We start from the raw sequence: 26,292 nt of genomic DNA on the forward strand, positions 1-26,292 counted from the left end.
CAACCTACCGGCGCGCCGGGTGGCCCTCCGGCAGGCCCTGGACAATTCCCGCCGACGCGTTCAGTAGCTTCCGGACAGAGGCCGGCTCGCCGATGGTGACGCGGATCCCCTCGGACCCGAAGGCGCGCACCACGAGCCCCGCCGCGGCCAGCTGCGTCTCGACGTGCGCCGTCTCGGCGCCCGTGGCCAGCCACACGAAGTTGCCGTGCGGCCGCGGGACGTCCCAGCCCTGCTCGGTGAGCGCGCGCCACGCTTCGTCGCGGTCCCGGGCGAGGAGGCGCACGCGCTCCAGCAGCTCGTCCTCGTGCTCGAGCGACGCGAGCGCGGCGTGCTGTGCGTGGCCCGTGACGGAAAGCGGGATGGCCGCGGACCGCGCGGCGTCGAGGATCCGCGGGTGGCCGACGGCGTAGCCGATGCGGAGGCCCGCGAGCCCGTACGCCTTCGAGAACGTGCGCAGCACCACCAGGTTCGGATGGTCGCCGACCAGGCGCATGCCGTCGAGGGCATGCTCCGGGCCCACGAACTCGCCGTACGCCTCGTCGAGGAGCACGAGAACGTCGCGCGGCACCGCCGCGAGGAGGCGCTCGAGGTCCTGCTCGGTCACGAGCGTGCCCGTCGGGTTGTTCGGCGTGCAGACGATGACGACGCGGGTGCGGTCCGTGAGCGCGGCGATCATGCCGTCGATGTCGTGCGAGTGGTCCGGGAGGTTGGGGACGGGGACGCCCGTGGCCCCCGCGACCGTGATGAGCGTCGGGTACGCCTCGAAGGACCGCCAGGCGTGCACGACCTCGTCGCCGGCTCCCGCGGCGGCGGTGATGAGCTGGGACAGGATCGCGACCGATCCGGCGCCCGCGTGCACGTGGTCGACCGTGACGCCGAAGCGCTCGGCGAGCGCCGTGCGCAGGAGGGTCGCCCCCGCGTCCGGGTACCGGTTGACGTCCCGGACCTGGTCGATGCGCGCGAGCACCGACGGCAGCGGGTCGAAGGGGTTCTCGTTGCTCGACAGCTTGAAGTCGTCCTCGCCGGCGGGCTTGCCCTGCCGGTACGCGACCATCGCCGCGATGGCGGGTCGCAGGCGCACGGGAGCGGCGGCGTCGAGGGGGGCGGCCGCGTCGAGGGGGGCCGTCGCGTCGAGGGGCATGCCGCCCGAGGGAGATGCCTCCGCCGGCGTCGCGGACGCCTCGCGGGAGGTGGACGGGGCCGTCTGCGCGGGTTCGGGGATCACCGGGCGATTCTAGGGGCGCAGCGCGGCGACGCCCATGGCCCGCCCGGCCCGGGTCTGGGAGGATCGGGGCATGTCCCGATTCCTCGTCCGCGTGGTCGTCAACGCCGTCGCGCTCTGGCTCACCACGCTCATCGTCTCCGGCACCGTCGTGACCGCCTACGAACCGGGTGACACGACGGCGACCGTCCTCACGTACCTGCTGCTCGGCGCCGTCTTCGGCGTCGTGAACGGGGTGATCGGCACGGCGATCCGCATCGTGGCGTTCCCCCTCTACGTCCTGACGCTGGGCCTCATGGCGCTCGTGGTCAACGGGCTGCTCTTCCTCCTCGTCGGGGCGATCTCGGGTGCGCTCGGCTTCGGCCTCACCGTCGAGGGGTTCTGGTGGGGAGTGCTCGGCGCCCTGCTGATGGCGCTCTTCAGCTGGCTCGTGGGCCTCGTCATCCGGCCGGTGACCTCCCGGGTCTGACACGCGGCTCACCGGGCCGCGTCCGAGCCCGGGAGCATGCGCCCTCGACCCGCGTTCGGCGCGGTACAGGTGGGACGCGACCGGCGTCGCACCGTCGAGGAAGGCGCGCAGCGCATCGCGCGCCTCCATGAGCCGCGGCGAGCGCGAGGCGTCCATCTCCGCGGCCGTCGCCCGATAGGTCCCGAGCTGATGCGCGTCCAGTGCGCCGGCGTCCGTCGCGGGCTCGAGGGCACGGGACCGGACCACGACGTCGTCGCCCGCCGGGCCGTCGGAGGTGCGCGAGCCCCCGAGCGGCGGGACGGGGTCGTCCGTGTGCTCGACCGACACCCCGTCGATCCCGGCCCGCAGCGGCAGCTGCCCGACGGGGGAGCCGAAGGTGAGCTCGTGCGCCACGTGGAAGCGCGGGTCGTCGCCGACCGCGCGGGCGACGATGCCGCCCATGGAGTACCCCACGACGTAGACCTCGTCCGCGGCGGTGGCGCCCGCCTCGCGTAGCGCCTCCTCAGCGGCGCGCACGGCGGATCCGCCCTCCGTCGCGAGCGCCGCAGCCGCCGACGCGGGCCCGAAGTCCTCGCCGCGGATGCGGGGATCGAGGGTCTGCATCCCGCCGAGGTAGGCGACGAACCGGCGGCCGCCCGAGGGGGCGCGGTACTCCTCGACCCGCATCTGCGCGGCACCGGCGACCGGATCCGGGATGCGGTCGGCGAGGTCGGCGAAGGTGGCCGGCGCCGACCGGAGGGCGTCGGGCCGGGCGCGGACGGCGGCCGGGGCGTCGCGCAGGACGCCGACGACGCCCAGCGCAGCCAGCAGCCCCGCGGTCGTCTGCCGGACCCCGTCGTCGCCGGGCGGACGCGCCGGCAGGAAGCGCGTCGCGGCGGCGGCCGCGTCCGAGACGGCGTCGCGGAGGGCCGCCGGGAGCAGCGTCCGCGCGGGCCCGCGCGGATGCGCCGCGATCAGGATGCCGACGCCCAGGAGCCGCAGCCCGTGGAGCCAGGATCCGCCGACGTCGCGCATCAGGTCGCCCGGACCGGAGGCGGGACCCGCGACCTGGTGCCCGGCCCCGGGTCCCGCTACGGCGCGCACGCACCGGTCGACGTCCCGCTCCCCGTCCGCGTACTCGGCAGCCGCCCGCCGCAGGTCGACGGCGAGCGCGCGCGTGTCGTGCGCCGCGGAGGCGAGGAGGCCGCGCGGCAGGTCGAGCCCCGAGTCGTGCTGGCCCGTGACGGCGTCCACGAGCGGTGGCAGGGCGAGCGCCCGGGCGTGGTCCTCGAGGCGCTCCCCGCGTGGTCGAGCCGCGCGGCGATCCGGAACAGGTCGTCGGTGACGACGGCGGTTCCGCCGCCCAGGGTGACGGTGAGCCCGGGGACATCGCCGCCCGTCACGCGTGCGCTCCGCTGCAGGCCGGTGACGACCCCGTCGCCGGGACCTCGTGCAGGAGGCTCGCCGCGAGCGCGACCCGGCCGGCGAGCTCGTCGAGGGAGCGCGTGAAGGCGTCGTGCGCGCGGCCGGACCACGACGGGTCGTCGCGGCAGCACGCGATGGCGCGACGCGTCTCCGCCACCTCTTCGGCCAGGACTGCGAGGGCGTGCGCCCGCGACCGCGCCAGCGCGACCATCTGCCCCGGCGTGGCGCCCGCATCCCGTGGGCCCGAGGGACCGCTCGCGTGGCCGGCCATCGCACCCCGTCCGTCAGTCCGCTCCCGCACCGCATCGCCTCCTCGTCTCCGTCCACCCGCATGGTGCGCACCCCTCGGGCGCCGGCGGGCAGGTGCGGGTCGAGCGGGGGACGGCATCGCGTCCAGGGGGTGTGGGGAGGGATCGCAGCCGACAGAATGAGCGCATGGGAGCCCCCGACCCTCCGGCCCCGACGGCACCACCCGTCTTCCGGATCGCCTTCGTCTGCACCGGCAACATCTGCCGCTCCCCCATGGCGGAGGTCGTCTTCCGCGACATGGTGCAGCGCGCGGGACTCGCGGACCGGGTGTCCGTGACGAGCGCGGGGACGGGCGACTGGCACGTGGGCGAGCAGGCGGACGCGCGCACGCTCGCGGCGCTGGAGCGGCGCGGCCTCTCGGGCGCCGCGCATCGTGCGAAGCAGTTCGATCCGGACACCCTGCCGGACCTCGATCTGGTCGTCGTGTTCGACCGCGGCCAGGAGCGGACGCTGCGCCAGTGGGCCCGGACGGAGGCCGACCGCGCGAAGATCCACCTGCTGCTGTCGTTCGATCCTCCCCAGGCGCACCTGCGGGACGTGCCCGACCCGTACTACACGGACGCGGCGATGTTCGACCGGGTTCTTGGGATGATAGAGCGTGCCGCCCGGGCCCTCCTCACGCAGGTGGAGCCCGGGATCCGTCCCCCCAGCTAGGAGATCACCCCGCATGAGCCCGTTGCCCCCGCAGGTGCTGAGCCCCCTCGACGGCCGCTACGCCCCCGTCGTCACCGAGCTCGGCGAGCACCTCTCGGAGGCGGGCCTCAACCGGGCGCGCATCCACGTCGAGATCGAGTGGCTCATCCACCTGACCGACCGCTCGCTCCTCTCCACCACGCCCTTCACGGACGCGCAGAAGGCCGCCCTCCGCGAGGTCGTCACGGGCTTCGGACAGGAGCAGATCGACGCGCTCGCCCGCGTCGAGGCCGTCACCCGGCACGACGTGAAGGCCGTGGAGTACTTCGTGCGCGACCGCCTCGAGGAGCTGGGGCTCGGGCACGTGGCCGAGCTCACGCACTTCGCCTGCACGAGCGAGGACATCAACAACCTCTCCTACGCGCTCGTCATCGACCGCGCGGTGCGGGAGGTCTGGCTGCCGAAGCTCGTCGCGGTCATCGGCGCCCTCCGCGAGCGCGCGCTGCTGTTCCGCGACGACGCCATGCTGTCGCGAACGCACGGGCAGCCCGCCACCCCGACCACCCTCGGCAAGGAGCTCGCGGTCTTCGTGCACCGGCTCGAGCGCCTCCGCGCCGACGTGGAGGACGTGGAGGTGCTGGGCAAGTTCAGCGGCGCGACGGGCACCTTCGCGGCCCACCTCGCCGCCGACGGCGCCGTCGACTGGCCCGCCGAGTCGCGCGCGTTCGTCACCGGCCTGGGGCTCGTGTGGAATCCCCTCACGACGCAGATCGAGTCGCACGACTGGCAGGCGGAGCTCTACACGCGCATCGCGCACGTGAACCGCGTCCTGCACAACCTGTGCACCGACGTGTGGACCTACATCTCCCTGGGCTACTTCCGACAGATCCCGCAGGCGGGGGCCACCGGGTCCTCGACCATGCCGCACAAGATCAACCCCATCCGCTTCGAGAACGCCGAGGCGAACCTCGAGCTCTCCGACGCGCTCCTCGACTCGCTGGCGGCGACGCTCGTCACCTCACGGCTGCAGCGCGACCTCACCGACTCCACGACGCAGCGCAACGTCGGCGTCGCGCTCGGGCACTCGCTCCTCGCGCTGGACAACATCGGACGGGGTCTCCAGGAGATCGACGTCGATCGCGCGCTGCTCGCCGCCGACCTCGACGCCAACTGGGAGATCCTGGGCGAGGCGATCCAGACCGTCATCCGCGCGGAGATCGTGGCGGGGCGCAGCTCCATCAGCGATCCCTACGCCGTGCTCAAGGAGCTGACGCGCGGCAAGCGCGTCGGGCGGGACGACATGCGCGCCTTCGTCTCCGGCCTCGACATCGGCGACGCGGCGAAGGCCCGTCTGCTCGACCTGACCCCGGCCGGGTACGCGGGCCTGGCGTCGCAGCTGGTCGATCACATCCTCTGACCGATCGTGGTCCCGGCGCGGGCGAGGCCGCTCCTGCGCCTCGCCTCGGCCGGATCGCCGCGGCGAGGCGCGGCCGCCTGCTGCGGCCACAGACCGGTCCCATCCGCGGGGCGGACCCGGCGGACCGGCCCGCGCGGCTAGTGCCGGGTCGGCCGGTCGGGGTGGTCCTGCTCGTCCATGTCCTGGAGCTCACTGCGGTTCGGCTTGAACGACAGGGCGAGCATGGCCAGCATCACGAGGGCGCCGATGAACGCGACGCCCGTGAACACGACCACGACCGTCCAGCCCTGACCGTCGGCGGGTCGTGTGCTGAGCGCCACGATGACGCCCACGAACACGGCGAGCGCAGCGGCGATGCCGAGGAGCTCGGCGGGGCGCATGCGGTCCTTGCGGATGTTGGAAGTCACGGTCAGCTCGCGCTCTCGGTGGTCCGGGGGGCGTCCGCCGCGGAGGTCGCGGTGGGCGTGGAGGTGCCCCATTTCATGCTCAGGGCGGCGATGACCAGGAAGACCCCGACGATCGCCGCGTAGGCGCCCAGGAGGCCCACGGCCACCACGGGCGCCGTGAGCTGGCCTTCGCGCTGCTCGACGCCGCCGTACTGCACGACGAGGTCCGGCGGCACCAGGAGGAAGGCGACGGCGAGCACGACCGTGAGCGCGCCGGTGGTGATCGCGTCGCTCGCACCGGGCACGCGGCCGCGGGAGCGCAGACCGGCGACGAGCTCGAGGAAGCCGGTGATCGCGGCCCATACGCTCACGACGTAGAGGAGCACCAGCACGCCCCCGTCCCGCGCGAGGAGCGCGGCTATCCCGGCGACCACGGTGAGCGCGCCCTGCACGATGGCGCCGGTGCGGATGCGGGCGGCGGGCCCGCGGCGGGTGCGCGCGCCGAGGCCCGCGGTGATGGCGCCCGAGAGGATCGCGAAGACGCCGAACGCCGCCAGCCCGAGGGCCGGCGAGTGGTCGCTGGAGAACGTGATGAACGCGGCGAGGGCGAGGGCCGGCAGTGCGCGCAGGAGGAGCACGGGCCAGTACGCCGCCCGGAACGTCAGCTCGTCCTCGGACACGGCAGCCTCTCTCTCCATCCGGGCCAGCCTACTCGGTGGGTTCCTGGGCGGATGCTCGGGCGGGCGCCGGCGATGACGCCCGCGCGCGGCTGGCCTAGGCTCGGGACGTGACGAGTCCCCTCCCCCGTCTGGCCGCCGCGGCGGCCGGTGCGGTCGCCGGGCTCGTCATCGTCTGCGCCGTGGGCGTGGCGTGCGGGATCGTCTACGCGAACCGGGCGTTCTGACGGCACGGCGCAGTCGCCGTCGCCGGAGGGATCCGCGATCCGGGTCGGCGCATCGCGCGGGGACCGGCAGGAGTGCGGCCGCTCGCCGGATCGGACCGGCGCGTCAGCCACCGGCACCCGTGCCGCACCCGCACCCGCACCACACGTGGCCGCCGGCTCCGCCCCGGATCCGCCAGCACAGCCCGCCCCGTAGAACCGCCGTCCGCCGCAACCGAGAGGCCCCGCCGTGCCCCAGCCCGAGACCGCGCCGCGACCCGGATCCGCCGGCGACCCCGCGAGCAGCAGCCGCACTGCCGGCGGCCGTGCACCCGGCGGCTTCATCCCCGTCGACCGCGCCGTCGTCGCCGCGCCCGAGGGAGCCGCGGCCGCCCTCGCCCGGCGCGACCGGCTCGCCCTCGGCATCGACATCGGCGGGACCACGCTCAAGGCCGGGATCGTGGACGTCACCACGGGCATCCGGCTCACGGAGCGGATGACCGTCGGGAAGCCGGTCGGCGGCGAGCCGGAGGACATCGCGGACGTGATCGCCGAGATCGTCCTCGAGCTCACCCCCGACGAGGACCTGCCCGTCGGCGTGGGCGTCCCGGGGATCGTGCGCGACGGGATCGTGCGCTCGTCCGCCCACATCTCCGACCGCTGGCTCGGCATGGACGCGCGCTCGGCCATCCGCGAGCGGAGCGGGATCGACGTGCTCACGGTCAACGACGCGGACGCGGCCGGCGTGGCCGAGCTCGAGTACGGCGTGCTGCAGGGTCGCGGCGGGCTCGTGATCCTCACCACGCTGGGCACCGGCATCGGCACGGCCCTGCTGCACGACGGCACCCTCATCCCGAACAGCGAGCTCGGGCACATCCACCTCGACGGCGGCGACTACGAGATGCAGGCGGCCTTCTCCGCGGTCCGGCGCGAGGGCATCACGTTCGAGGAGTGGGCGGCGCGGCTCCAGCGCTACTACCGGCACCTCGAGTCGATCATGTCGCCCGACCTGATCGTCGTGGGCGGAGCCGCGGCCCATGAGTTCGGCGGTTCTCGGCGTTCCTCGACGTCGACACCGAGATCATCGCGGCCAGTCGCGGGAACGACGCCGGACTCGTCGGCGCGGCGCTGCTGGCGCACCGGGCGGGCGTCGCCCCCGACTGAGCGGACGGGCGTCGCCCTTGGATCGAGCGGGCGGGCGTCCCGCGGCTCGGGTCGGCGACCCGACCCGACCCGACCCGGCCGGACCCGGTCCTGCCCGGTTCGGCCCGGTTCGACCCGGCCCGGCCACTCCGGCGCACGACCGGCTCCCGCGGATCGACCCGTGGGGTGGTCCGCTCCGGTCCACGGATCAGGCTGCCGGCTCCCCCGCGGCGCTCCCCTCCGCGGCAGGACGCCCCCCGGGACCCCGCAGACCGTCCCCTCGCGTCTCCCGGCCCCTCCGCTCGCGCAGCAGCCTGTACTCCTCGGCGACGTCGGCCGCCGCCACGTCCCACGTGTGCCGCGCCGCGTGCTCGCGGGCCGAGGCGGACAGGCGCGCGAGGGCGGCCGGATCGGCGAGCAGCCCGCGGATCGCGCGGGCCCAGTCGGCGGGCTCGCGCGTCGGCACGAAGACGCCGCTGACCCCCTCCCGCACCGAGTCGACGAGCCCCTCGGTGCGCGACGCGACCACGGGCGTGCCGCACGCGGCGGCCTCGAGCGCCACCAGGCCGTAGGTCTCCGCCGCGGAGGGCATGAGCGCGAGGTGCGCGGCCGCGAGGGCGCGCGCGGTCGCCGCCCGGTCGAGCGCGCCGGTGAACACCACGTCGTCCTGGAGCCCGAGGGAGCGGACGAGCGCGTGGAGGCCGTCCGCGTAGGCGTTCCGGCCGGGCGAGACCCCGCCCGCGATCACGAGCAGGGGCCGGGTCGCGGGGTCCAGCAGCGCGAGCGCCCGCACCGCGACGTCCTGCCCCTTGAGCGGCTGGATCCGCCCGAGCAGCACGATGCGCACCCGCCCGCCGTCGCGGCCCGACGGCTCCTGCAGGAACGCCGCCTCCACCCCCGGCGCGACCACGTGCACGGCGGCCGGGTCGGCGTCGTACGCCTCCACGAGCAGCCGCTTCTCGGACTCGGCCGATGCGACGACGAGGTCCGACGCGCCCACGAGCCGCCCCTCGTCGGCGAGCCGGGACGCGGGCTCGGGGGTGTCGCCGGCCACGAGCCGGCGGTTCTTGCCCGCCGACACCGAGTGCAGGGTCAGGACGTGCGGGACGCCCCAGGCGCGCGCGACCGGGAGCGACGCGACCGCCGACAGCCAGTAGTGGGCGTGCACCACGTCGGCCGGCGGGAGCGCCGCGAGCGCGGCCGCGAACGCATCCGTGATCGCGGGCAGCTCCTCCTTGGCGAGCGGCCCCGCCGGGCCAGCGCGCAGGGAGATCAGCTCCACGCCCGGGGCGACGGGAACGACCGCCGGGTCGGCCGGATCGGTGGCCCGGGTGATCAGCCGCACCTCGTGCCCCTGCCGGCCGAGGCTCCGCGCGAGCTCCAGCAGGTAGACGTTGAGCCCGCCGGCGTCGCCGGTGCTGGGCTTCTGGATCGGCGACGTGTGCAGCGAGACGAACGCGATCCTCATGCGCCCGATCCTACGAGCGGCCGGCCGGCCCTCCGCGGCCCGGCCCCGACCGGGCTCAGCCCTCGCCGCCCAGCCGTCCCGCGAGCCGGCCGTGCATGCGGAGGCTCGCGTCGTTCATCCCCGCGATGTCGACGGTGGTGCCGCGCCGCTCGTACTTCGTGGTGATCGCGTCGAGTGCGGCGACCGTCGAGGCGTCCCAGACGTGGGATCCGCTCATGTCGATGCGGACGCGCGCGGGGTCCTCCGCGTACCGGAACCGGGTGGTGAGGTCGTTGCTCGACGCGAAGAAGAGCTCCCCGACGACGCGGTACTCGGCCGTCGGCTCGCCGTCCGCGCCCTCGACCACCGTGCGCTCCACCGTCGCGAAGCGCGCCACGCGCCGGGCGAAGACGACCATGGCCGCGATCACGCCGACGACCACGCCGATCGCGAGGTTGTGCGTCGCGACGACGACGGCGACCGTCAGCACCATCACGAGCGTCTCGCCGACCGGCATGCGCTTGAGCGTCGACGGCCGGATGCTGTGCCAGTCGAACGTGCCCACCGACACCATCACCATCACCGCGACGAGCGCGGCCATCGGGATGACGGCCACGAGGTCGCCGAGCACCACCACGAGCAGCAGCAGGAAGACCCCGGCGAGGAACGTGGAGATGCGCGTGCGCGCCCCCGAGGCCTTCACGTTGATCATCGTCTGGCCGATCATCGCGCAGCCGCCCATGCCCCCGAAGAGGCCTGACAGCATGTTCGCGGCGCCCTGTCCCCACGTCTCGCGCGTCTTGTGGGAGGGCGTGTCGGTGATGTCGTCGACGAGCTTCGCCGTCATCAGCGACTCGAGGATCCCGACGAGCGCCATCGCGAGCGCGTACGGCCCGATGATGCCCAGGGTCTCGAGGGTGAGCGGGACCTGCGGCAGGAACAGCTCCGGGAGGCTGCGCGGCAGCTCGCCCTGGTCGCCGACGGTCGGCACGGCGAGCGCGCCGAGCACCGTCGCACCGGTGAGGAGGGCGATGGCGACGAGCGGCGCCGGGACCGCGCGGGTGAACCGGGGCAGCAGGACGAGGATCGCGATGCCCACCGCGACGAGCGGGTAGACGAGCCACGGGACGTCGACGAGGTTCGGGATCTGCGCCGTGAAGATCAGGATCGCGAGCGCGTTGACGAAGCCGACCATGACGGAGCGCGGGATGAACCGCATGAGCCGCGCGACGCCGAGCACCGCGAGGACCACCTGCAGGAGGCCCGCCAGGATCACCGTGGCGAGGAAGTAGTCCATGCCGTGCTCGCGCGCGACGGGCGCGATGACGAGGGCGACGGCGCCGGTCGCCGCGGAGATCATGGCCGGGCGGCCGCCGAGGAAGGCGATGGTGACGGCCATCACGAACGACGAGAACAGGCCCACGCGCGGATCCACGCCCGCGATGATCGAGAACGAGATGGCCTCGGGGATGAGCGCCAGCGCCACCACCAGGCCGGCCAGGACCTCCCGGGTGAGGATGCGGGGCGTCCGCAGGGCCTCGAGGACGGACGGCGACGGCGCGGGCGCGGCGGCGGGGCGCGGGCCGCGACCCGGGGCGGGACGGGTCGACGGCGGACGGGGGCGTGACGGACACGGTGCTCCGATCGGGAGGAGGAGGAGCGACGAGGACGGGGGTGGGATCCGTGCCCCGGCCGGTGACGGCGGGGCGCGCATGCCCGGCGCCGGCCGGGTGCCCGCACACGGCGGACGCCCCCGGACGGGGCGGTGATGCGTCTCCCGGATTCGGGGAGAATGGTCGGAGGCGGCCGTCCGGTCGCGACCCACCCCACCCTACCCTGCCCTCACGTGAGGGAAGGGTCTGTCTGGAGGCCCGCATGACGCGTCCTGCCGGCTCCGCGACCATGCAGATCGGCGAGCTCGCCGAGCGCACCGGCCTGTCGCACCGCACGCTCCGCCACTACGACGAGACCGGCCTGCTCCGCCCGTCCGGCCGATCCGACGGCGGCTTCCGCCTGTACACGGACGAGGACCTGGAGCGCCTCCTCCTGATCCGCCGGATGAAGCCGCTCGGCTTCTCCCTCGAGGAGATGATGCGCCTGCTCGAGGTCACCGACGCGCTCGACGCCGCCGGCCCCGACGACGACACCGCGTCGCTCCGCGCCGACCTCGCCGCCTTCATCACCGACGCGGAGGAGCGCCGACGGCGACTGGCGGAGCACCTCGGCATGGCCGACGAGTTCCTCGACCGCCTCCGCGCCCGCTGACGCACCGGGTCGCCCCGGCCCTCGGACATCCCTCCCGGAACCGCCTCGTACCATGGAGGGGTGTCGACCATCACCCCTCCCCGCGCCGCCGCCTCGGCCTCCGCCGGTCTTGTGCTGCGCGAGGCGTCCCGACGTCGCACGTTCGCCGTCATCTCCCACCCCGACGCGGGCAAGTCCACGCTCACCGAGGCACTGCTGCTGCACGCGCACGCCATCGGCTCCGCGGGGGCCGTCCACGGCAAGCAGGGCCGGAAGTCCACCGTCTCCGACTGGATGGACATGGAGAAGGAGCGCGGGATCTCGGTGAGCTCCGCCGCGATCCAGTTCACCCACCGCGACACCGTCATGAACGTCGTCGACACCCCCGGGCACGCCGACTTCTCCGAGGACACGTACCGCGTGCTCTCCGCGGTCGACGCCGCGATCATGCTCGTCGACGCCTCCCGCGGGCTCGAGACCCAGACCATGAAGCTGTTCGAGGTGTGCCGCCAGCGCCGCATCCCGATCATCACCGTCATCAACAAGTGGGACCGGCCGGGACGCGAGCCGCTCGACCTCATGGACGAGATCAAGGAGCGCACGGGCCTGCTCCCCACCCCGCTCACGTGGCCGGTCGGCGAGTCCGGCGCGTTCTTCGGCGTGGTCGACCGCTCCACCGGGGAGTGCGTCCACTTCACGCGCACCGCGGGCGGCGCGAGCATCGCCCCCGAGACGCGCATGTCGCCCGAGGAGGCCCTCGCCGCCGCCGGATCCGCGTGGACGGACGCCGTCGAGGAGAGCGAGCTCCTGCACGAGGAGGGCCAGGACCACGACGAGGAGTCGTTCCTCGCCCGACGCACCACGCCCGTCCTCTTCGCGGCGGCCGTGCTCAACTTCGGCGTCACCCACATCCTCGACGCCCTCGACTCCATCGCCCCGGCCGCGCAGCCGCGCCCCGACGAGCAGGACCGCACGCGTCCCGTCGAGGACGACTTCTCGGGCTTCGTGTTCAAGGTCCAGTCGGGCATGAACACCGCGCACCGCGACCGGCTCGCGTTCATGCGGATCTGCTCGGGCGTCTTCCACCGGGGCATGACGGTGACCCACGCCCAGACCGGCCGGCCCTTCGTCACCAAGTACGCCCAGCAGCTGTTCGGCCGTGAGCGCTCCACGGTGGAGGACGCCTACCCCGGCGACGTCGTGGGGCTCGTGAACGCGTCCAACATCCGCGTGGGCGACACGCTCTTCGACGGCGCGCCCGTCACCTTCCCGCGCCTCCCCCAGTTCGCGCCGGAGCTCTTCCGCGTCGTCCGCTCGAAGGACACGAGCACCCACAAGCAGTTCCGGGAAGGGCATCGAGCAGCTCGACCACGAGGGCGTCATCCAGGTGATGCGCTCCGACCTCCGCGGCGACCAGGCCCCCGTCCTCGGCGCCGTCGGCCCCATGCAGTTCGAGGTCGTCGTCGAGCGCATGACGAACGAGTTCCGCGCGCCGCTGCGCATGGAGCCCCTCGAGTACCAGGTGGCCCGGATCACCGACGCCGCCTCCGCGCCCGCCCTCGCGAAGACCATCGGCGTCGAGGTGCTCGTGCGTTCCGACGGCACGCACATCGCCCTCATCACCACCCCCTGGCGCCTCAAGGCGATCGAACGCGACAGCCCCGAGCTCACGCTCGTCGACGCGGCGACGGCCCTCCCGGACGTGTGACCGCCAGGATGCGGCCGTGACCCCCTCAGCCGGTCACGACCCGGCGGGCCCCGTCCCCGCCGTCCTCGGGGCTCACGATCGACGCCGAGACGCGCTGCGAGCACTACGGCTCCCGGCTCGACGTCGTCGCCCTGCGCGCGCCATGCTGCGGTGCCTGGTACCCGTGCCACCTGTGCCACGCGGCCGTGGCCGACCATCCCCTCGAGGTGATCCCCCGGGCGGAGCACGACCTTCCCGCCGCCCTGTGCGGCGTCTGCCGCGCGACGATGACGGTGCCGCAGTACCTCGCGGCCGAGGCGTGCCCGCGGTGCGCTGCGCCGTTCAACCCCGGATGCGCGGCGCACGCCCACCTGTACTTCGCCCCCTGACGGCGGCGCGGCCGGACCCCGTCGGGCCGCACCCTGAGCACGGGACGCCGATGCGCGGAACGCCGATGCGCGGAACGCCGGTGCACCGGCCCCGACGCCCGGGCCCGCCCGCAGCGGCAGGAGCGCCCGCAGCACCACAGGCCCGTCCGCGGCGCCCCAGGCCCACCCGCGACGTCTCAGGACCGCCCGCGGCGGCTGCCTCGACTAGCCGCCCGCGGGCATGTCCGCGAAGCGCGAGAAGTGCCCGTGGAAGCCCACCGTGATGGTGCCGGTCGGTCCGTTGCGGTGCTTGGCGACGATGAAGTCGGCCTCGCCCGCGCGCGGGTTGTCCTTCTCGTACGCGCTCTCGCGGTGCAGCAGGATGACCATGTCGGCGTCCTGCTCGAGCGAGCCGGACTCGCGGAGGTCGGAGATGGCCGGCATCTTGTCGGCGCGCTGCTCCGGGCCGCGGTTCAGCTGCGACAGCGCGATGACCGGCACCTGCAGCTCCTTCGCCATGAGCTTGAGCGCACGCGAGAACTCGGAGACCTCCTGCTGGCGCGACTCCACCTTCTTGCCGCTCGTCATGAGCTGCAGGTAGTCGATGACGACGAGCTTGAGGCCCACCTTCTGCTTGAGCCGACGGCACTTCGCGCGGATCTCGACCAGCGTCATGTTCGGGCTGTCGTCGATGTAGAGCGGCGCGTCGTTGATGCGGCCGCGGGTCTGCGCGATGGTGGTCCAGTCGCGCGCGTCCACGGTGCCCTTGCGCATGCTCTGCAGCGGCACGGACGCCTCGGCGGACAGCAGGCGCATCGCGATCTCGCTGCGCCCCATCTCGAGGCTGAAGAAGATGGACGGCATGTCGAACTTGATGCTCGCCGCACGGGCGAAGTCGAGCGCCAGGGTCGACTTGCCGAGCGCGGGGCGGGCGGCGACGATGATGAGCTGGCCCGGGTGGAGGCCGTTCGTGAGCGCGTCGAGGTCGGCGAAGCCCGTGGGCACGCCGGTCATCTGGCCGTCCTTGCCCTTGGCCGCCTCGATCTCGTCGATGGCGACCGTGACCGCGTCGGTGAGGGGCACGTAGTCCTCGGCCTCCACGCCGCCCGTGACGCCGTAGATCTCCGCCTGCGCGTTGTTGACCAGGTCGACGACCTCGCCCTCGCTCGCGTACCCCATCTGCACGATGCAGGTGCCCGCCTCGACCAGTCGGCGCAGCACCGCCTTCTCGGCGACGATGGACGCGTAGAAGCCGGCGTTGGCCGCCGTGGGCACGACGCTCGTGAGCGTGTGGAGGTAGTCGGCGCCGCCGGCACGGCTGAGCTCGCCGAGCTTGGTGAGCTCGTCGGTGACCGCGATGACGTCCGTCGGCTCCCCGTGCGAGTACAGCGACAGGATGGCGTCGAAGATGATCTCGTGCTTCGGGATGTAGAAGTCGATCGCCCGCACCTGCTCGACCGCGTCGGCAACGGCGTCCTTGCTGAGGAGCATGCCGCCGATGGCGCTCTGCTCGGCGAGGAGGTCGTGCGGCGGGGTGCGCTCGTGACCGGCGCGCTTGTCGCGCTCGTCCCGTTCGCCGGCGAGACCCAGATGGGCGATGGACACGTGCGGCTCCCCTCGGTCGGCTGGGCGGATGCGCCCGCACGACCGTTCTAGCTCGGACCTCCGACACCGCTCGGACGGCGTCGACCGGACCCCTGTCGGGTCATCCGGCGACCCGTTCGACGGGTGCTGCCCACGATATGGATCGACCCCGCACACGACCAAATGCACCTGTGGACGGGGCTGTGGACAATGTGGGCGAAACGCCGGGGATCGTGTGGACTACCTGGGGATGGACCTGTGGACTACTCGCGGATATGACCGCAGAATCGCTGTTTGACCAGCACCGCGGAGTTCCACACCCGATGTGGGGAAACTAGTCTGGACCAGCCCTTGAGAGTTCTTCTGCTAGGGCCTCGCCTGTGGATGGAGCTGGGGATCGAGGCGCTCTGACCGGCTCCTTGAACCGCCGATGGCGGTGGGCATCATGCCCACCGCCACCGTGCTCGTGCTGCGTTACTTCGCGGCGACGACCTGCAGGCTGATCGTGGCGACGATGTCGTCACGCAGCCGGATCGTGGCCTCGTGGTTGCCCGTGGCCTTGATGGCCGTGGGGATCTCGATCTTGCGCTTGTCGACCTGGCCGATGCCGGACTCCTCGACCGCCTTGGCGATGTCGGACGTCTTGACGGAGCCGAAGAGGCGCCCGCCCTGGCCGGCCTTGACGGTCAGCTTGACGATCTTGGCCTCGAGGCGGCTCTTGAGGTCCTGCGCCTCCTCGATGGTCGCGTGCTCGCGAGCGGCACGCGCGGCCTTGATCTGCTCGATCTGCTTCTCGCCGCCGCGGCTCCAGATGACCGCGAAGCCCTGGGGCACGAGGTAGTTGCGGGAGAACCCGTTCTTGACCTCGACGACGTCTCCGGGGGAACCGAGGCCGGAGACCTCGGTCGTCAGGATTACTTTCGACATTCCATTACCCCTTAACGGCCGGAGCCGGCGTAGGGGAGAAGTGCCATCTCGCGCGCGTTCTTGACTGCGCGCGCGATGAGGCGCTGCTCCTGCACCGAGACACCGGTGATGCGACGAGCGCGGATCTTTCCCCGCTCGGAGATGAACTTGCGGAGGGTGGCGACATCCTTGTAGTCGATGACGCCGACGCGGATGGACTTCGCCGGGGCGGCGTTCTTGCCGCCCTTGGCTCCGCGGAGAGGCTTGCGGCGGTCGCCGCTGCTCTTTCCAGCCATGATTGTTCCTGTCTTTCGTACGTAGTGCGACGAGCCCTAGAAGGGCGTCTCGTCGTTGAAGTTGCCGGGGTTGGACCAGCCGCCGTCGCCGCCGCCGGAGTTGCCGCCGGAGCTCGCGGGGGTGCCCCACGGCTCCTCGGCCACCTGCTGCTGCTGGGGCTGTCCGCCGCCGAACTGGCCACGGCCACCGCCGCCGGAGTTGCCTCCGCCGCCGTTGCCGCCGCCGCCGGCCGCGCGCGTGACCTGAGCGGTCGCGTAGCGGAGCGAGGGGCCGATCTCGTCGACCTCGAGCTCGATGGAGGTGCGCTTCTCGCCCTCCTTCGTCTCGTACGACCGCTGCTTGAGGCGGCCGGTCGCGACGACACGCGATCCCTTGGTGAGCGAGGACGCCACGTGCTCGGCGAACTCGCGCCACACGCTCGCACGGAGGAAGAGGGCGTCGCCGTCCTTCCAGTCGTTGCTCGCGCGGTCGAAGGACCTCGGCGTGGAGGCGATGGTGAAGTTGGCTACCGCCAGCCCGTTCTGCGTGTACCGCAGCTCCGGATCACTGGTGAGGTTGCCCACGACCGTGATGATGGTTTCGCCGGCCATCGACTACTCCCCGGTCTTCTCGCTGGAAGCAGCCTGGGCTGCCGGCTTGCCGGGCGTCGCCGGAGCGGCATCCGTGGCGGGCGCCTGGGGCGCGGCGTCTGCGGCCTTGGACGTGGCGGCTGCCTTGCGGGCGGCCTTCTCGTCGGCGAGCTTCGCAGCGGAGGCGACCATGGCCATGGCCTCCTCGGCACGCAGCACCTTGGTGCGCATGACGGCCTCGGACAGGCCCAGCTGGCGGTCGAGCTCCTGCGTGGCCTCGCTCGTGGCGGTGAGCTGGACGACGGCGTAGATGCCCTCGTTCTTCTTGTTGATCTCGTACGCCAGTCGACGACGGCCCCAGACGTCGACGTTGTCGACGGTGCCACCGCTGGTGCGGATGACGTTGAGGAACTTGTCGAGACTGGGAGCGACGGTGCGCTCATCGATCTCGGGATCCAGGATCACCATGAGTTCGTACTGATGCGTCACTAACCCACCTCCTTCGGACTTGAACGGTCGCAGACGATCTGCGACAGGAGGGTATGTGCATCTGTCCGCGCGGGGCAGGGGAGTCCCGTTGCCGGGCGGACAACCTCAGAAGCCTACCGGATGGGGAGGGGTCGCACCAGACCGCGGCGCACGAGCATGCGGATCCGGGCGGATCAGCCCTGCTCGGCCGCCCACCAGGCGACGAGCCGCCGCGTGGCCTCCTCCGCGGGGAGGGGCCCCTCGTCGAGCCGCAGCTCCAGCAGGAACCGGTAGGCGCGGCCGACGACCGGGCCCGGCGGCACGTCGAGGATGCGCATGATCGCCTCGCCGTCGAGGTCGGGCCGCACCGCGGCCATCTCCTCCTGCTCCGCGAGCTCGGCGATGCGCGCCTCGAGGTCGTCGTACGCGAAGCCGAGCCGGTCGGCCTTCCGACGGTTCTGCGTCGTGACGTCCGCGCGGGTGAGCATGTGCAGCCGCTCGAGCTCGGGGCCCGCATCGCGGACGTACCGACGCACGGCCGAGTCGGTCCAGCCGCCCTCGGTGTACCCGAAGAAGCGCAGGTGCAGCTCGACGAGCCGGGCCACCGACGCGACCGTGTCGTTGTCGAAGCGCAGCGCACGGAGGCGGCGCTTGGCCATCTTCGCGCCGACCACGTCGTGGTGGTGGAAGGTGACGACCCCGCCGGGCTCCAGCCGGCGGGTGGAGGGCTTGCCGATGTCGTGGAGGAGCGCGGCCAGGCGGAGGACGAGATCCGGCGCGGCACCCGGGTGGCGGGAGCGCTCGTGGTCGATGGCCTGGTCGAGGACCTGGAGCGAGTGCTGGTACACGTCCTTGTGCCGGTGGTGCTCGTCGGCCTCGAGCTTCATCGCCGGCAGCTCCGGCAGCACGTGCTCGGCGAGGCCCCCCTCCACCAGCAGGTCGAGCCCCGCACGCGGCTCGGGGGTGCGGAGCAGCTTGGACAGCTCGTCGCTCACCCGCTCCACGGAGATGTCGAGGATGCGCGGCGACATGCCGCGGATCGCGGCGAGCGCGGCGTCGTCGAGGTGGAAGCCCAGCTGGGAGGCGAACCGCACGGCGCGCATCATGCGGAGCGGATCGTCGCCGAAGGAGACCTCCGGGGCGACGGGGGTGCGGAGCACCTGGGAGAGGAGGTCGTCGATGCCCCCGAGGGGTCGACCAGGACGACCTGCGGCAGGCGCACGGCGAGCGCGTTGACGGTGAAGTCGCGGCGCACGAGGTCCTCCTCCAGGGAGGACCCGAACTCGACCTCGGGCTTCCGGGAGACGCCGTCGTACTGGTCGGTGCGGTACGGTCGTGATCTCGACCTGCTCGCCGCGCACGCGGGCGCCGATGGTGCCGAACGCGCGCCCGATGTCCCAGTGCGCGTCGGCGACGGGCTTCACGATCTCGAGGATGCGGTCCGGCCGGGCGTCCGTCGTGAGGTCGAGGTCGGTGGCGTCGCGGCCGAGGAACGCGTCGCGCACGGGGCCGCCGACGAGCGCCAGCTCGTGCCCCGCCTCATGGAAGGCGCGCGCCAGGACGGCCACCGGGGGCGATGCGGCCAGCTCGCGGAGACGCTCGAGGGCCTGTGCGACGCTGTGCATGGTCGGACAGTCTACGGCGGCGCCGGGTCGCGCATCCGGCCTCCACGGCGAGCGCGCACGGGCCGTCCGGGACCCGCGCTTTAGAATCGCCAGATGCACGCCGCGCCTCGACACGACGCCGGCCCCACCCGCACGGACAGAGCCCTCCGGCTGATCCGGCGAACCGCGCGACGCACGATCTCCACCCTCGTGTGCGCCGCGGTCGCCGCCGGGACGCTCGCCGCCGGGACGGTCGCGGCTCCCGCAACCCCGGCGCGGGCGGCCACCGAGGGGGTGACGCTCACCGTCACGCCGTCCGCGGAGGGGATCCTCGCGCCCGGCGAGGACCTCACGGTGACGGTCTCCGTCGTCAACGCGACGGACTCCGCGGTGCCGGCCGGGCGCATCGACCTCGACCTCAACCGCACCGTGCTGGACACCCGCACGGAGCTCGACGGCTGGCTCGACACCGCGGCGACCGACGCGAACTCCCGGACCGGGCCGCGCATCGGGCGGGCCGACAGCCCGGAGGTCCGGCCGGCGGCACCGTCGACGTGCCCCTGACCGTCCCGTCGGGCACCGTGGCCCTGCAGGGCAGCCGCGGCGGCTTCGGTCCGCGCGGCCTCACCGCGGAGCTCGAGGCGGGCGGGGTCGACGTGGCGACCGGCCGGGGCGCACTCGTCTGGAGCCCGGGAGAGGACCCCGCACCCGTGCCCGTCGCCGCGGTCATGCCGCTGACGGTCCCGCCCAGCGCGTCCGACTTCATCGACGCCGAGGCCCTCGCCACCTACACCTCCCCCGGCGGCACGCTCGTGCGTCAGCTCGATGCGGTGTACGGCCGCCCCGTGGCGGTCGGCATCGACCCGCGGATCCTCGCGTCCATCCGGATCCTCGGGGTCGACGCCCCGGCATCCGCCGTGGAATGGCTGCAGCGCCTCCGCGAGATGCCCAACGAGACCTTCGCCCTGGCGTGGGCGGACGCCGACGTGGCCGTGCAGCCGCAGGCCGGCGCCGCGACCCTCCTCGGGCCCACCGACGCCTCCTACGCGGTGGAGGCGACCCGCTTCGCGGAGCCGGGGTCGACACCCGCACCGACGCCCACGCCCACGGAGACGGCTGGGACGGACAGGATCGGCCTCCGCCTCCGCGGGCGGCTCGCGCGGCGCCTCGTCCGCCGCCGCCTCGACCCAACCGGCCGAGGAGCCCACGCAGGAGCCCACCGAGGAGCCCGAGCCGAGCCCCAGCCCCACGGCGCCCGTCCTCTCCCCCGTCCCCAGCCTCGCCGACCTCACGGCCTGGGACCACACGATCTCGGGCGTCGCCTGGCCGGCCGCCGGCACCATGACCTCGGACGACCTCGGCGTCCTCGCCGCCAGCGGCATCACCACCGCGGTCCTCGCGAGCGGCGACGTGCAGCCGGCCGGCACCGCGCCCGTCGGGGCCACCGGGACCGTCGGCGACACGAGGATCCTCGTCACGGACACCCGGGTCTCGGCGCTCGTCGACCAGGCGCTGTCCGCGGCGACGGACGAGTCCTTCGGGATCGCGCTCGCGCAGCTCTCGGCGACCCTCGCGGCCGATGCGCGGGAGGCCGACGGCCACGTCGTCGTCGCCGGGCTGGAGCGCGGCTGGGCGGCCTCCGGAGCTCGCCTGGGCCAGCTGCTCGACGCGATCCAGGCCCTCCCCTTCAGCGACACCGCCACGGCCACCACCGCGCTCGGGAGCGCCTCCGTGCCGCTGCAGGTCGTGGACCAGCCCGAGGACGCCGGCCGCGTCCAGCGCGTCGCCGACGCCATGTCGCTCGAGGCGCAGGTGGCCGCCTTCGCGAGGGCGGTGGAGCGGCCGGAGCTCATCACCGGCCAGCAGCGCATGCTCCTGCTCGCCACGCTGTCGAACCGCTGGCGCGACGACCCGGATGGACTTGTGACCGTCCAGGACGGTTACACGGCGCAGGCGGACGGCCTGCTCGGGTCCGTGGCCATCACGACCCGTCAGAACACCGTGATCAGCGACACGACGAGCCTGCTCATCAACGTCAGCAACGAGCTCGACCAGCCCGTCACCGTGCGGCTGTCGATCATCGCCGGCAGCGGCCGGATCCGCGTCGACGACTCCGCGGTCGTCACCGTGCCCGCGCACGGCAGCGCCTCCGCCCGACCGCCGATCACCTCCATCTCCAACGGCGACGTGGTGGTCACGGCGCGACTCACGACGGAGGACGGCACGGTCCAGATCGGGGACAGCGCGCCCGTCGAGCTCTTCATCCGCGCCGGGTTCGAGGCCGTCGTCACCACGCTCTTCATCGCGGCCGTGGCCCTCCTCTTCGGCTTCGGCCTGTTCCGCAGCATCCGCAAGCGCCGCCGCGCCCGAGCCCGGCAGCTCGCCGGCCTGCCCGAGGAGATCGATGACTGACCGGACCGCATCGCGCACCCCCGCATCGCGCACCCCCGCATCGGCCCGGGCATGACCGCGGCCCCTGCTCCCCCGCGGAGGCGGCATCGGCCGCGCGTCGGCGCTCCTGGCGTCGGGGACGTTCGTCTCGCGCATCCTCGGCTTCGTCAAGGCCATCGTGCTGCTGCAGACCATCGGCGCGACCCTCGGCAGCTCCAACGCGTTCTCGAACGCGAACCAGCTCCCGAACAACATCTACGTGATCATCGCCGGCGGTGTCCTCAACGCCGTGCTGGTCCCGCAGGTCGTGCGTGCCGCGAAGCACGCGGACGGCGGCGCCGGCTACATCAACAAGCTCGTCACCATCGCGATCGTCGTGCTCGGCGGCGTCACGGTCCTCGCGACCGTGGGCGCGCCTGTCGTGTCCCGCCTGTACGCCGCCACGCTGCCGCCGGACGTCTTCGCGCTGGTCGTCGCGTTCGCGTACTGGTGCCTGCCCCAGATCCTCTTCTACGGCCTCTACGCGGTGCTCGGCGAGGTCCTCAACGCGCGGGGCTCGTTCGGGCCGTTCACCTGGGCGCCGGTCCTCAACAACGTCGTCGCGATCGCCGGGCTCCTCCTCTTCCAGGCCATGTTCGGATCCGGCAGCCGTCCCGTCGACGACTGGAGCCTCGACAAGATCGTCGTGCTCGCGGGATCCGCCACCCTCGGCGTGGTCGCGCAGGCGCTCATCCTGTTCGTCTTCTGGCGCCGAGTGGGACTCCGCTTCCGATTCGACTTCGCCTGGCGGGGCGTCGGCCTCGGCACCGCGGGCCGCCTCGCGGGATGGACCTTCGGCATGCTCGTCGTCACGCAGCTCGCCGGAATCGCGCAGTCCAACGTCGCCAACATCGCGGCCACCTCGGACAGCCCGTCGAGCACCATCCTGCTGAACGCGTGGCTGTTCTTCATGCTCCCGCACTCGATCTTCGCCGTCTCCATCGCCACCGCGTACTTCACGCGCATGAGCACCCACGCGGGCGAGGGCGACCACGACAGCATGCGGGTCGACCTCTCCTCCGCGATCCGCACCGTCGCGCTCATGACGGTCCTCTCGACCGCCCTCATCGCCGTCCTCGCGGGTCCCGTCGCCCGGGTGATGGTCTCGGGCGACATCGGCGAGGTGCGCGGCTACGGGGTGGTGCTCATCGCGTTCATCCTCGGCCTGCCCGCGTTCAGCACCCTCTTCGTCCTGCAGCGCGCCTTCTACGCGCTCTCGGACACGCGCACGCCCTTCTTCATCCAGTGCGCGCAGGTCGTGGTGTTCATCGTCGGCGCGCTGGTGATCGCGCAGCAGCCCGTCGAGCTGATCGGCGTGGGGCTGGCCGTCCTGCAGACCGTCACCGTCACCGGGCAGGCCGTGCTCGCGGCGGTCCTGCTCCGATGCCGGATCGGGCGCATCGACGGGCACCGGATCCTCCGCAGCTCCGTCCGGTTCGCCGTCGCGGCCGTCCCGACGACCCTCGTCGGCCTGGGACTCCTGCAGCTGGTCTCGGGGGGAGCCTTCACGGGCGTCGGCGTGGACTCGAAGGGCTCGGCCCTGCTGATCGGGATCCCGCTCGCCGCCGTCATGACGGCTGTCTACCTGGCCTCCCTCGCCGCGATGCGGTCCTCCGAGCTGCAGCAGCTCGCCGGTCCCGTGATGCGCCGCATCCGCCGCCGCTGACCCCTCCGACGACCGGCGCGCGAGGTCCTGGCCGACGCCGTCCGCACGCATGCCGCCGCCCTGGGGAGGCGGAGGAATAGCCGCTAGCGTGGGGCTGTTGCAGAGGTGAGCGGGCGCCGGGACGGTGCCCCGCCGAGCAGTGGAGGAGAAGCCGTCGTGCGTCAGATCATCATCATCGGTTCGGGTCCCGCGGGATACACGGCCGCCATCTACGCCGCCCGCGCCAACCTCACCCCCCTCCTCATCGCGAGCTCGGTCGAGGCCGGCGGCGAGCTGATGAACACCACCGAGGTCGAGAACTACCCGGGCTTCCCCGAGGGCATCCAGGGCCCCGACCTCATGATGGCCATGCAGGCGCAGGCCGAGAGGTTCGGCACCGAGGTCGTCCTCGACGACGTCACGTCCGTCGAGCTGCAGGGCGACGTCAAGCGCGTCACGCTCGGCAACGGCGACGTGCACGAGGGCCTCACGGTCATCGCCGCGACCGGGTCCGCGTACCGCAAGCTGGGCCTCCCCTCGGAGGACCGCCTGAGCGGCCACGGCGTCTCGTGGTGCGCCACCTGCGACGGCTTCTTCTTCCGCCAGAAGACCATCGCGGTCGTCGGCGGCGGCGACAGCGCCATGGAGGAGGCCACCTTCCTCACGCGCTTCGCGGATAAGGTCTACGTCATCCACCGCAAGGACAGCCTGCGCGCGTCGAAGATCATGCAGGACCGGGCGTTCGAGAACCCGAAGATCGAGTTCGTCTGGAACGCGCAGGTGGTCGACATCACGGGTGGCGAGAAGGTCGACGGCGTCGTGCTCGAGGACACGGTCACGGGCGAGCAGCGACCGCTGGCGCTCGAGGGACTCTTCATCGCCATCGGGAACGACCCCCGCACGCACCTCTTCCACCAGCAGCTGGAGCTGACGAGCGAGGGCACCATCGCCGTCGACGGCCGCTCCTCCCGCACCAACCTGCCGGGCGTGTTCGCCGCCGGCGACGTGATCGACCCGACCTACCGCCAGGCCATCACGGCCGCGGCATCGGGCACCATCGCGGCGCTGGACGCCGAGCACTTCCTCGCGTCGCTGCCCGACGCCCTGCTCGACGCGGCGTCGGACGGCCCGGAGGGCCCTGCCGGTCACGGCGCTCGCCGCCGCCGGCAGCGCGGTGGACCCCGACGGCGAGCTCGTCGGCGCCGACCGCCTGTAGTCCTCGCGGCGCCTCGCGACGCCCGACAGCACCGAAGGATCCGGGAACCGCCCGGCTCCCCCGAACCACACGAAGGAGCACCCATGTCCCACTCCCGCGACGTCACCGACGCCAGCTTCCAGGCCGACGTCCTCGACGCCGAGAAGACCGTCATCGTCGACTTCTGGGCGCCCTGGTGCGGCCCGTGCAAGGCCGTCTCCCCGTCCTCGACCAGATCGCCGCCGAGAACCCCGGCATCGAGCTCGTCAAGATCGACGTGGACGACAACCCCGAGGTCGCCATGAAGTACAAGATCACCTCCATCCCGGCGATGAAGGTCTTCCGTGGCGGCGAGGTCGTCAAGACCGTCATCGGCGCCAAGCCGAAGCCGGCGCTCGAGCAGGAGTTCGCGGAGTTCCTCAAGTAGGACCCGCTCGCAGGCTGCCGCAGGAGGCACCGCCCGGAGGGCCCGGCACCGCGAGGTGCCGGGCCCTCCGGCATGCCCCAGCGTCGGGCACGCACCTCGGTCCGGTCCGCCGGCGCGCCGCCCCTCCGCCGCGCTGCCGCACCGAGGACCGCGCGGGGCCGCCCATTAGGCTGGACGGCAATCGGACAGTGAGAGACGTGACGTGACACCTGCAGGCACCCCCCGCGATCCCGCGGGCACCAACCTCGACCCCTGGTTCCCCCACTACGCGGAGAGGACCTCGGGCCTCAGCGCCTCCGAGGTCCGCGCCCTCTTCGCCGTGGCCTCGCGCCCGGAGGTCGTCTCCCTCGCCGGCGGCATGCCGTTCGTCTCCGCCCTCCCGCAGGAGCTCATCGTCACGGCGATGGAGAAGGTGATGCGCGAGCGCGGCCCCGTCGCCCTCCAGTACGGCGGCGGACAGGGGACCCGGAGCTCCGCGAGGACATCCTGGAGATCATGGCGCTCGAGGGCATCCGCGGCAGCGTGGACGACATCGTCACCACCACGGGGTCCCAGCAGGCGCTCGACCTCGTCACGAAGCTCTTCATCGACCCGGGTGACGTGATCCTCGCCGAGGCGCCCAGCTACGTCGGGGCGATCGGCGTGTTCCGCAGCTACCAGGCCGTCGTGGAGCACGTCGTGATGGACGACGACGGCCTCGTCCCGGAGGCCCTGCGCGAGGCCATCGCGCGGATCCGCGGCGAGGGCCGCACCATCAAGTTCCTCTACACGGTCCCCAACTTCCACAACCCGGCCGGCGTCACCATGTCGGCGGCGCGTCGTCCCGAGATCCTGGAGATCTGCCGGTCGAACGACATCCTCGTCCTGGAGGACAACCCCTACGGCCTCCTGTGGTTCGACCGCCCGGCGCCCGACGCCCTGCGGAGCCTCGACGACGAGGGGGTCATCTACCTCGGGTCGTTCTCGAAGACGCTCGCCCCCGGCTTCCGGGTCGGCTGGGCACTGGCACCGCACGCCATCCGGGAGAAGCTGATCCTCGCGCAGGAGTCCGCGGTCCTCTCCCCCAGCTCCTTCAGCCAGCTCATCATCTCCGAGTACCTGCACGCCTCGGACTGGAAGGGCCAGATCGACACCTTCCGCGGTGTGTACCGCGAGCGGCGCGACGCGACGCTCTCCGCTCTCCAGGAGCACCTCCCGAGCCTCAGCTGGACCGTTCCGAACGGCGGCTTCTACGTGTGGCTGAAGCTGCCCGAGCAGCTCGACTCGAAGCAGATGCTGCCCCGCGCGGTAACTGCCCTGGTGGCCTACACGCCGGGTACCGCGTTCTACGCGGACGGCCGAGGGCGCGACGCCATCCGCCTGTCGTTCTGCTACCCGACTCCGGAGCGCATCCGCGAGGGGGTGCGACGCATGTCGACCGTCATCGACGACGAGCTGGACCTCCTCAGCACGTTCTCCGGCACGGGTGCACTCGCCTCGCGCCCCACCACCTCCGTGGCGGCGCCGCCCCCGGATCTGGACTGAGCCCACCCCTCACGCCCTCGGACACCGCCCACGA

Annotated in this window: 19 protein-coding genes and 6 pseudogenes; 13 read left to right on the plus strand and 12 right to left on the minus strand. The window is 72.9% G+C overall.

Annotation, left to right across the window (positions count from 1 at the left end):
- Positions 1-4: 4 nt before the first annotated feature.
- The gene (locus ACZ411_RS11740) at positions 5-1,141 is read right to left on the minus strand and encodes a histidinol-phosphate transaminase (RefSeq protein ID WP_464171131.1); all 1,137 of its coding nucleotides are present in this window, start codon (positions 1,139-1,141) and stop codon (positions 5-7) included.
- Between the two features lie 154 nt (positions 1,142-1,295).
- Between ACZ411_RS11740 and ACZ411_RS11745 the strand changes: the two genes are divergently transcribed.
- On the plus strand, positions 1,296-1,691 hold the full coding sequence (locus ACZ411_RS11745) for a phage holin family protein (protein WP_464170821.1): 396 nt from the start codon (positions 1,296-1,298) through the stop codon (positions 1,689-1,691).
- 1,378 nt (positions 1,692-3,069) lie between these two features.
- Here the strand turns inward: ACZ411_RS11745 and ACZ411_RS11750 are convergent.
- Positions 3,070-3,252: a hypothetical protein gene (locus ACZ411_RS11750; RefSeq protein ID WP_464170823.1), complete on the minus strand. Its 183-nt coding sequence runs from the start codon at positions 3,250-3,252 to the stop codon at positions 3,070-3,072.
- 278 nt (positions 3,253-3,530) lie between these two features.
- Here ACZ411_RS11750 and ACZ411_RS11755 point away from each other — a divergent pair, with 278 nt between their 5' ends.
- Together ACZ411_RS11755 and purB are read left to right on the plus strand one after the other, a co-directional pair.
- Positions 3,531-4,058 (plus strand): low molecular weight protein-tyrosine-phosphatase, encoded by a 528-nt coding sequence (locus ACZ411_RS11755; protein ID WP_094116823.1) that lies wholly within the window; start codon positions 3,531-3,533, stop codon positions 4,056-4,058.
- Positions 4,059-4,071: 13 nt separating this feature from the next.
- On the plus strand, positions 4,072-5,454 hold the full coding sequence (gene purB / locus ACZ411_RS11760; RefSeq protein ID WP_464170826.1) for an adenylosuccinate lyase: 1,383 nt from the start codon (positions 4,072-4,074) through the stop codon (positions 5,452-5,454).
- Between the two features lie 137 nt (positions 5,455-5,591).
- Here purB and ACZ411_RS11765 read toward each other — a convergent pair whose 3' ends face one another.
- Both ACZ411_RS11765 and ACZ411_RS11770 read right to left on the minus strand, forming a co-directional pair.
- On the minus strand, positions 5,592-5,861 hold the full coding sequence (locus tag ACZ411_RS11765; protein WP_094117094.1) for a hypothetical protein: 270 nt from the start codon (positions 5,859-5,861) through the stop codon (positions 5,592-5,594).
- A gap of 2 nt (positions 5,862-5,863) precedes the next feature.
- A complete protein-coding gene (locus ACZ411_RS11770) occupies positions 5,864-6,538 on the minus strand; it encodes a DUF308 domain-containing protein (RefSeq protein WP_464170829.1) in 675 nt (224 codons plus the stop codon).
- Positions 6,539-7,180: 642 nt separating this feature from the next.
- Between ACZ411_RS11770 and ACZ411_RS11775 the strand changes: the two are divergent.
- Positions 7,181-7,546: pseudogene (locus ACZ411_RS11775) on the plus strand (ROK family protein); the annotation flags it as partial.
- A gap of 525 nt (positions 7,547-8,071) precedes the next feature.
- Here ACZ411_RS11775 and ACZ411_RS11780 read toward each other — a convergent pair.
- Both ACZ411_RS11780 and ACZ411_RS11785 read right to left on the minus strand, forming a co-directional pair.
- Positions 8,072-9,331 carry a glycosyltransferase gene (locus ACZ411_RS11780; RefSeq protein WP_464170831.1) on the minus strand — a complete coding sequence of 420 codons (1,260 nt, stop codon included), beginning with the start codon at positions 9,329-9,331 and terminating at the stop codon, positions 8,072-8,074.
- Between the two features lie 55 nt (positions 9,332-9,386).
- Positions 9,387-10,796 (minus strand): SulP family inorganic anion transporter, encoded by a 1,410-nt coding sequence (locus ACZ411_RS11785; protein ID WP_464171133.1) that lies wholly within the window; start codon positions 10,794-10,796, stop codon positions 9,387-9,389.
- Between the two features lie 389 nt (positions 10,797-11,185).
- Here ACZ411_RS11785 and ACZ411_RS11790 point away from each other — a divergent pair, with 389 nt between their 5' ends.
- The 3 genes and pseudogenes from ACZ411_RS11790 to ACZ411_RS11800 all read left to right on the plus strand — a co-directional run bounded on the left by ACZ411_RS11790 (position 11,186) and on the right by ACZ411_RS11800 (position 13,630).
- Positions 11,186-11,575, plus strand: a complete 390-nt coding sequence (locus ACZ411_RS11790; RefSeq protein ID WP_094116828.1) for a MerR family transcriptional regulator — start codon at positions 11,186-11,188, stop codon at positions 11,573-11,575.
- Between the two features lie 60 nt (positions 11,576-11,635).
- Positions 11,636-13,262 (plus strand): annotated as a pseudogene (locus ACZ411_RS11795) (peptide chain release factor 3).
- A 131-nt stretch (positions 13,263-13,393) separates the two neighbouring features.
- A complete protein-coding gene (locus tag ACZ411_RS11800) occupies positions 13,394-13,630 on the plus strand; it encodes a CHY zinc finger protein (RefSeq protein WP_464171135.1) in 237 nt (78 codons plus the stop codon).
- 204 nt (positions 13,631-13,834) lie between these two features.
- Here the strand turns inward: ACZ411_RS11800 and dnaB are convergent, their stop codons facing one another.
- The 6 genes and pseudogenes from dnaB to ACZ411_RS11830 form a co-directional block, all read right to left on the minus strand.
- Positions 13,835-15,214, minus strand: a complete 1,380-nt coding sequence (gene dnaB, locus ACZ411_RS11805) for a replicative DNA helicase (RefSeq protein WP_464170834.1) — start codon at positions 15,212-15,214, stop codon at positions 13,835-13,837.
- Between the two features lie 453 nt (positions 15,215-15,667).
- Positions 15,668-16,120: a 50S ribosomal protein L9 gene (gene rplI / locus ACZ411_RS11810; RefSeq protein WP_094116830.1), complete on the minus strand. Its 453-nt coding sequence runs from the start codon at positions 16,118-16,120 to the stop codon at positions 15,668-15,670.
- An 11-nt stretch (positions 16,121-16,131) separates the two neighbouring features.
- Positions 16,132-16,395 (minus strand): 30S ribosomal protein S18, encoded by a 264-nt coding sequence (rpsR, locus tag ACZ411_RS11815; protein WP_012039648.1) that lies wholly within the window; start codon positions 16,393-16,395, stop codon positions 16,132-16,134.
- 36 nt (positions 16,396-16,431) lie between these two features.
- Positions 16,432-16,986 carry a single-stranded DNA-binding protein gene (locus ACZ411_RS11820; protein ID WP_043583663.1) on the minus strand — a complete coding sequence of 185 codons (555 nt, stop codon included), beginning with the start codon at positions 16,984-16,986 and terminating at the stop codon, positions 16,432-16,434.
- A 102-nt stretch (positions 16,987-17,088) separates the two neighbouring features.
- Positions 17,089-17,433, minus strand: a pseudogene (rpsF, locus tag ACZ411_RS11825) (30S ribosomal protein S6); the annotation flags it as partial.
- A 194-nt stretch (positions 17,434-17,627) separates the two neighbouring features.
- Positions 17,628-19,058: a CCA tRNA nucleotidyltransferase gene (locus tag ACZ411_RS11830; protein WP_464170843.1), complete on the minus strand. Its 1,431-nt coding sequence runs from the start codon at positions 19,056-19,058 to the stop codon at positions 17,628-17,630.
- 93 nt (positions 19,059-19,151) lie between these two features.
- Between ACZ411_RS11830 and ACZ411_RS11835 the strand changes: the two genes are divergently transcribed.
- From ACZ411_RS11835 to ACZ411_RS11860, 6 genes and pseudogenes are all read left to right on the plus strand, one after another.
- The gene (locus ACZ411_RS11835) at positions 19,152-19,601 is read left to right on the plus strand and encodes a DUF6049 family protein (RefSeq protein WP_464170845.1); all 450 of its coding nucleotides are present in this window, start codon (positions 19,152-19,154) and stop codon (positions 19,599-19,601) included.
- 261 nt (positions 19,602-19,862) lie between these two features.
- A complete protein-coding gene (locus tag ACZ411_RS11840) occupies positions 19,863-21,449 on the plus strand; it encodes a DUF6049 family protein (RefSeq protein ID WP_464170847.1) in 1,587 nt (528 codons plus the stop codon).
- A gap of 133 nt (positions 21,450-21,582) precedes the next feature.
- Complete coding sequence (murJ, locus tag ACZ411_RS11845; protein WP_464171136.1) at positions 21,583-23,133, plus strand: murein biosynthesis integral membrane protein MurJ; 1,551 nt, start codon at positions 21,583-21,585, stop codon at positions 23,131-23,133.
- A 156-nt stretch (positions 23,134-23,289) separates the two neighbouring features.
- Positions 23,290-24,328, plus strand: a pseudogene (gene trxB / locus ACZ411_RS11850) (thioredoxin-disulfide reductase).
- Positions 24,329-24,411: 83 nt separating this feature from the next.
- Positions 24,412-24,734: pseudogene (gene trxA / locus ACZ411_RS11855) on the plus strand (thioredoxin).
- A gap of 202 nt (positions 24,735-24,936) precedes the next feature.
- Positions 24,937-26,258: pseudogene (locus ACZ411_RS11860) on the plus strand (aminotransferase-like domain-containing protein).
- Positions 26,259-26,292: the final 34 nt, after the last annotated feature.

It is taken from the genome of Clavibacter sp. AC415 (assembly GCF_979252985.1).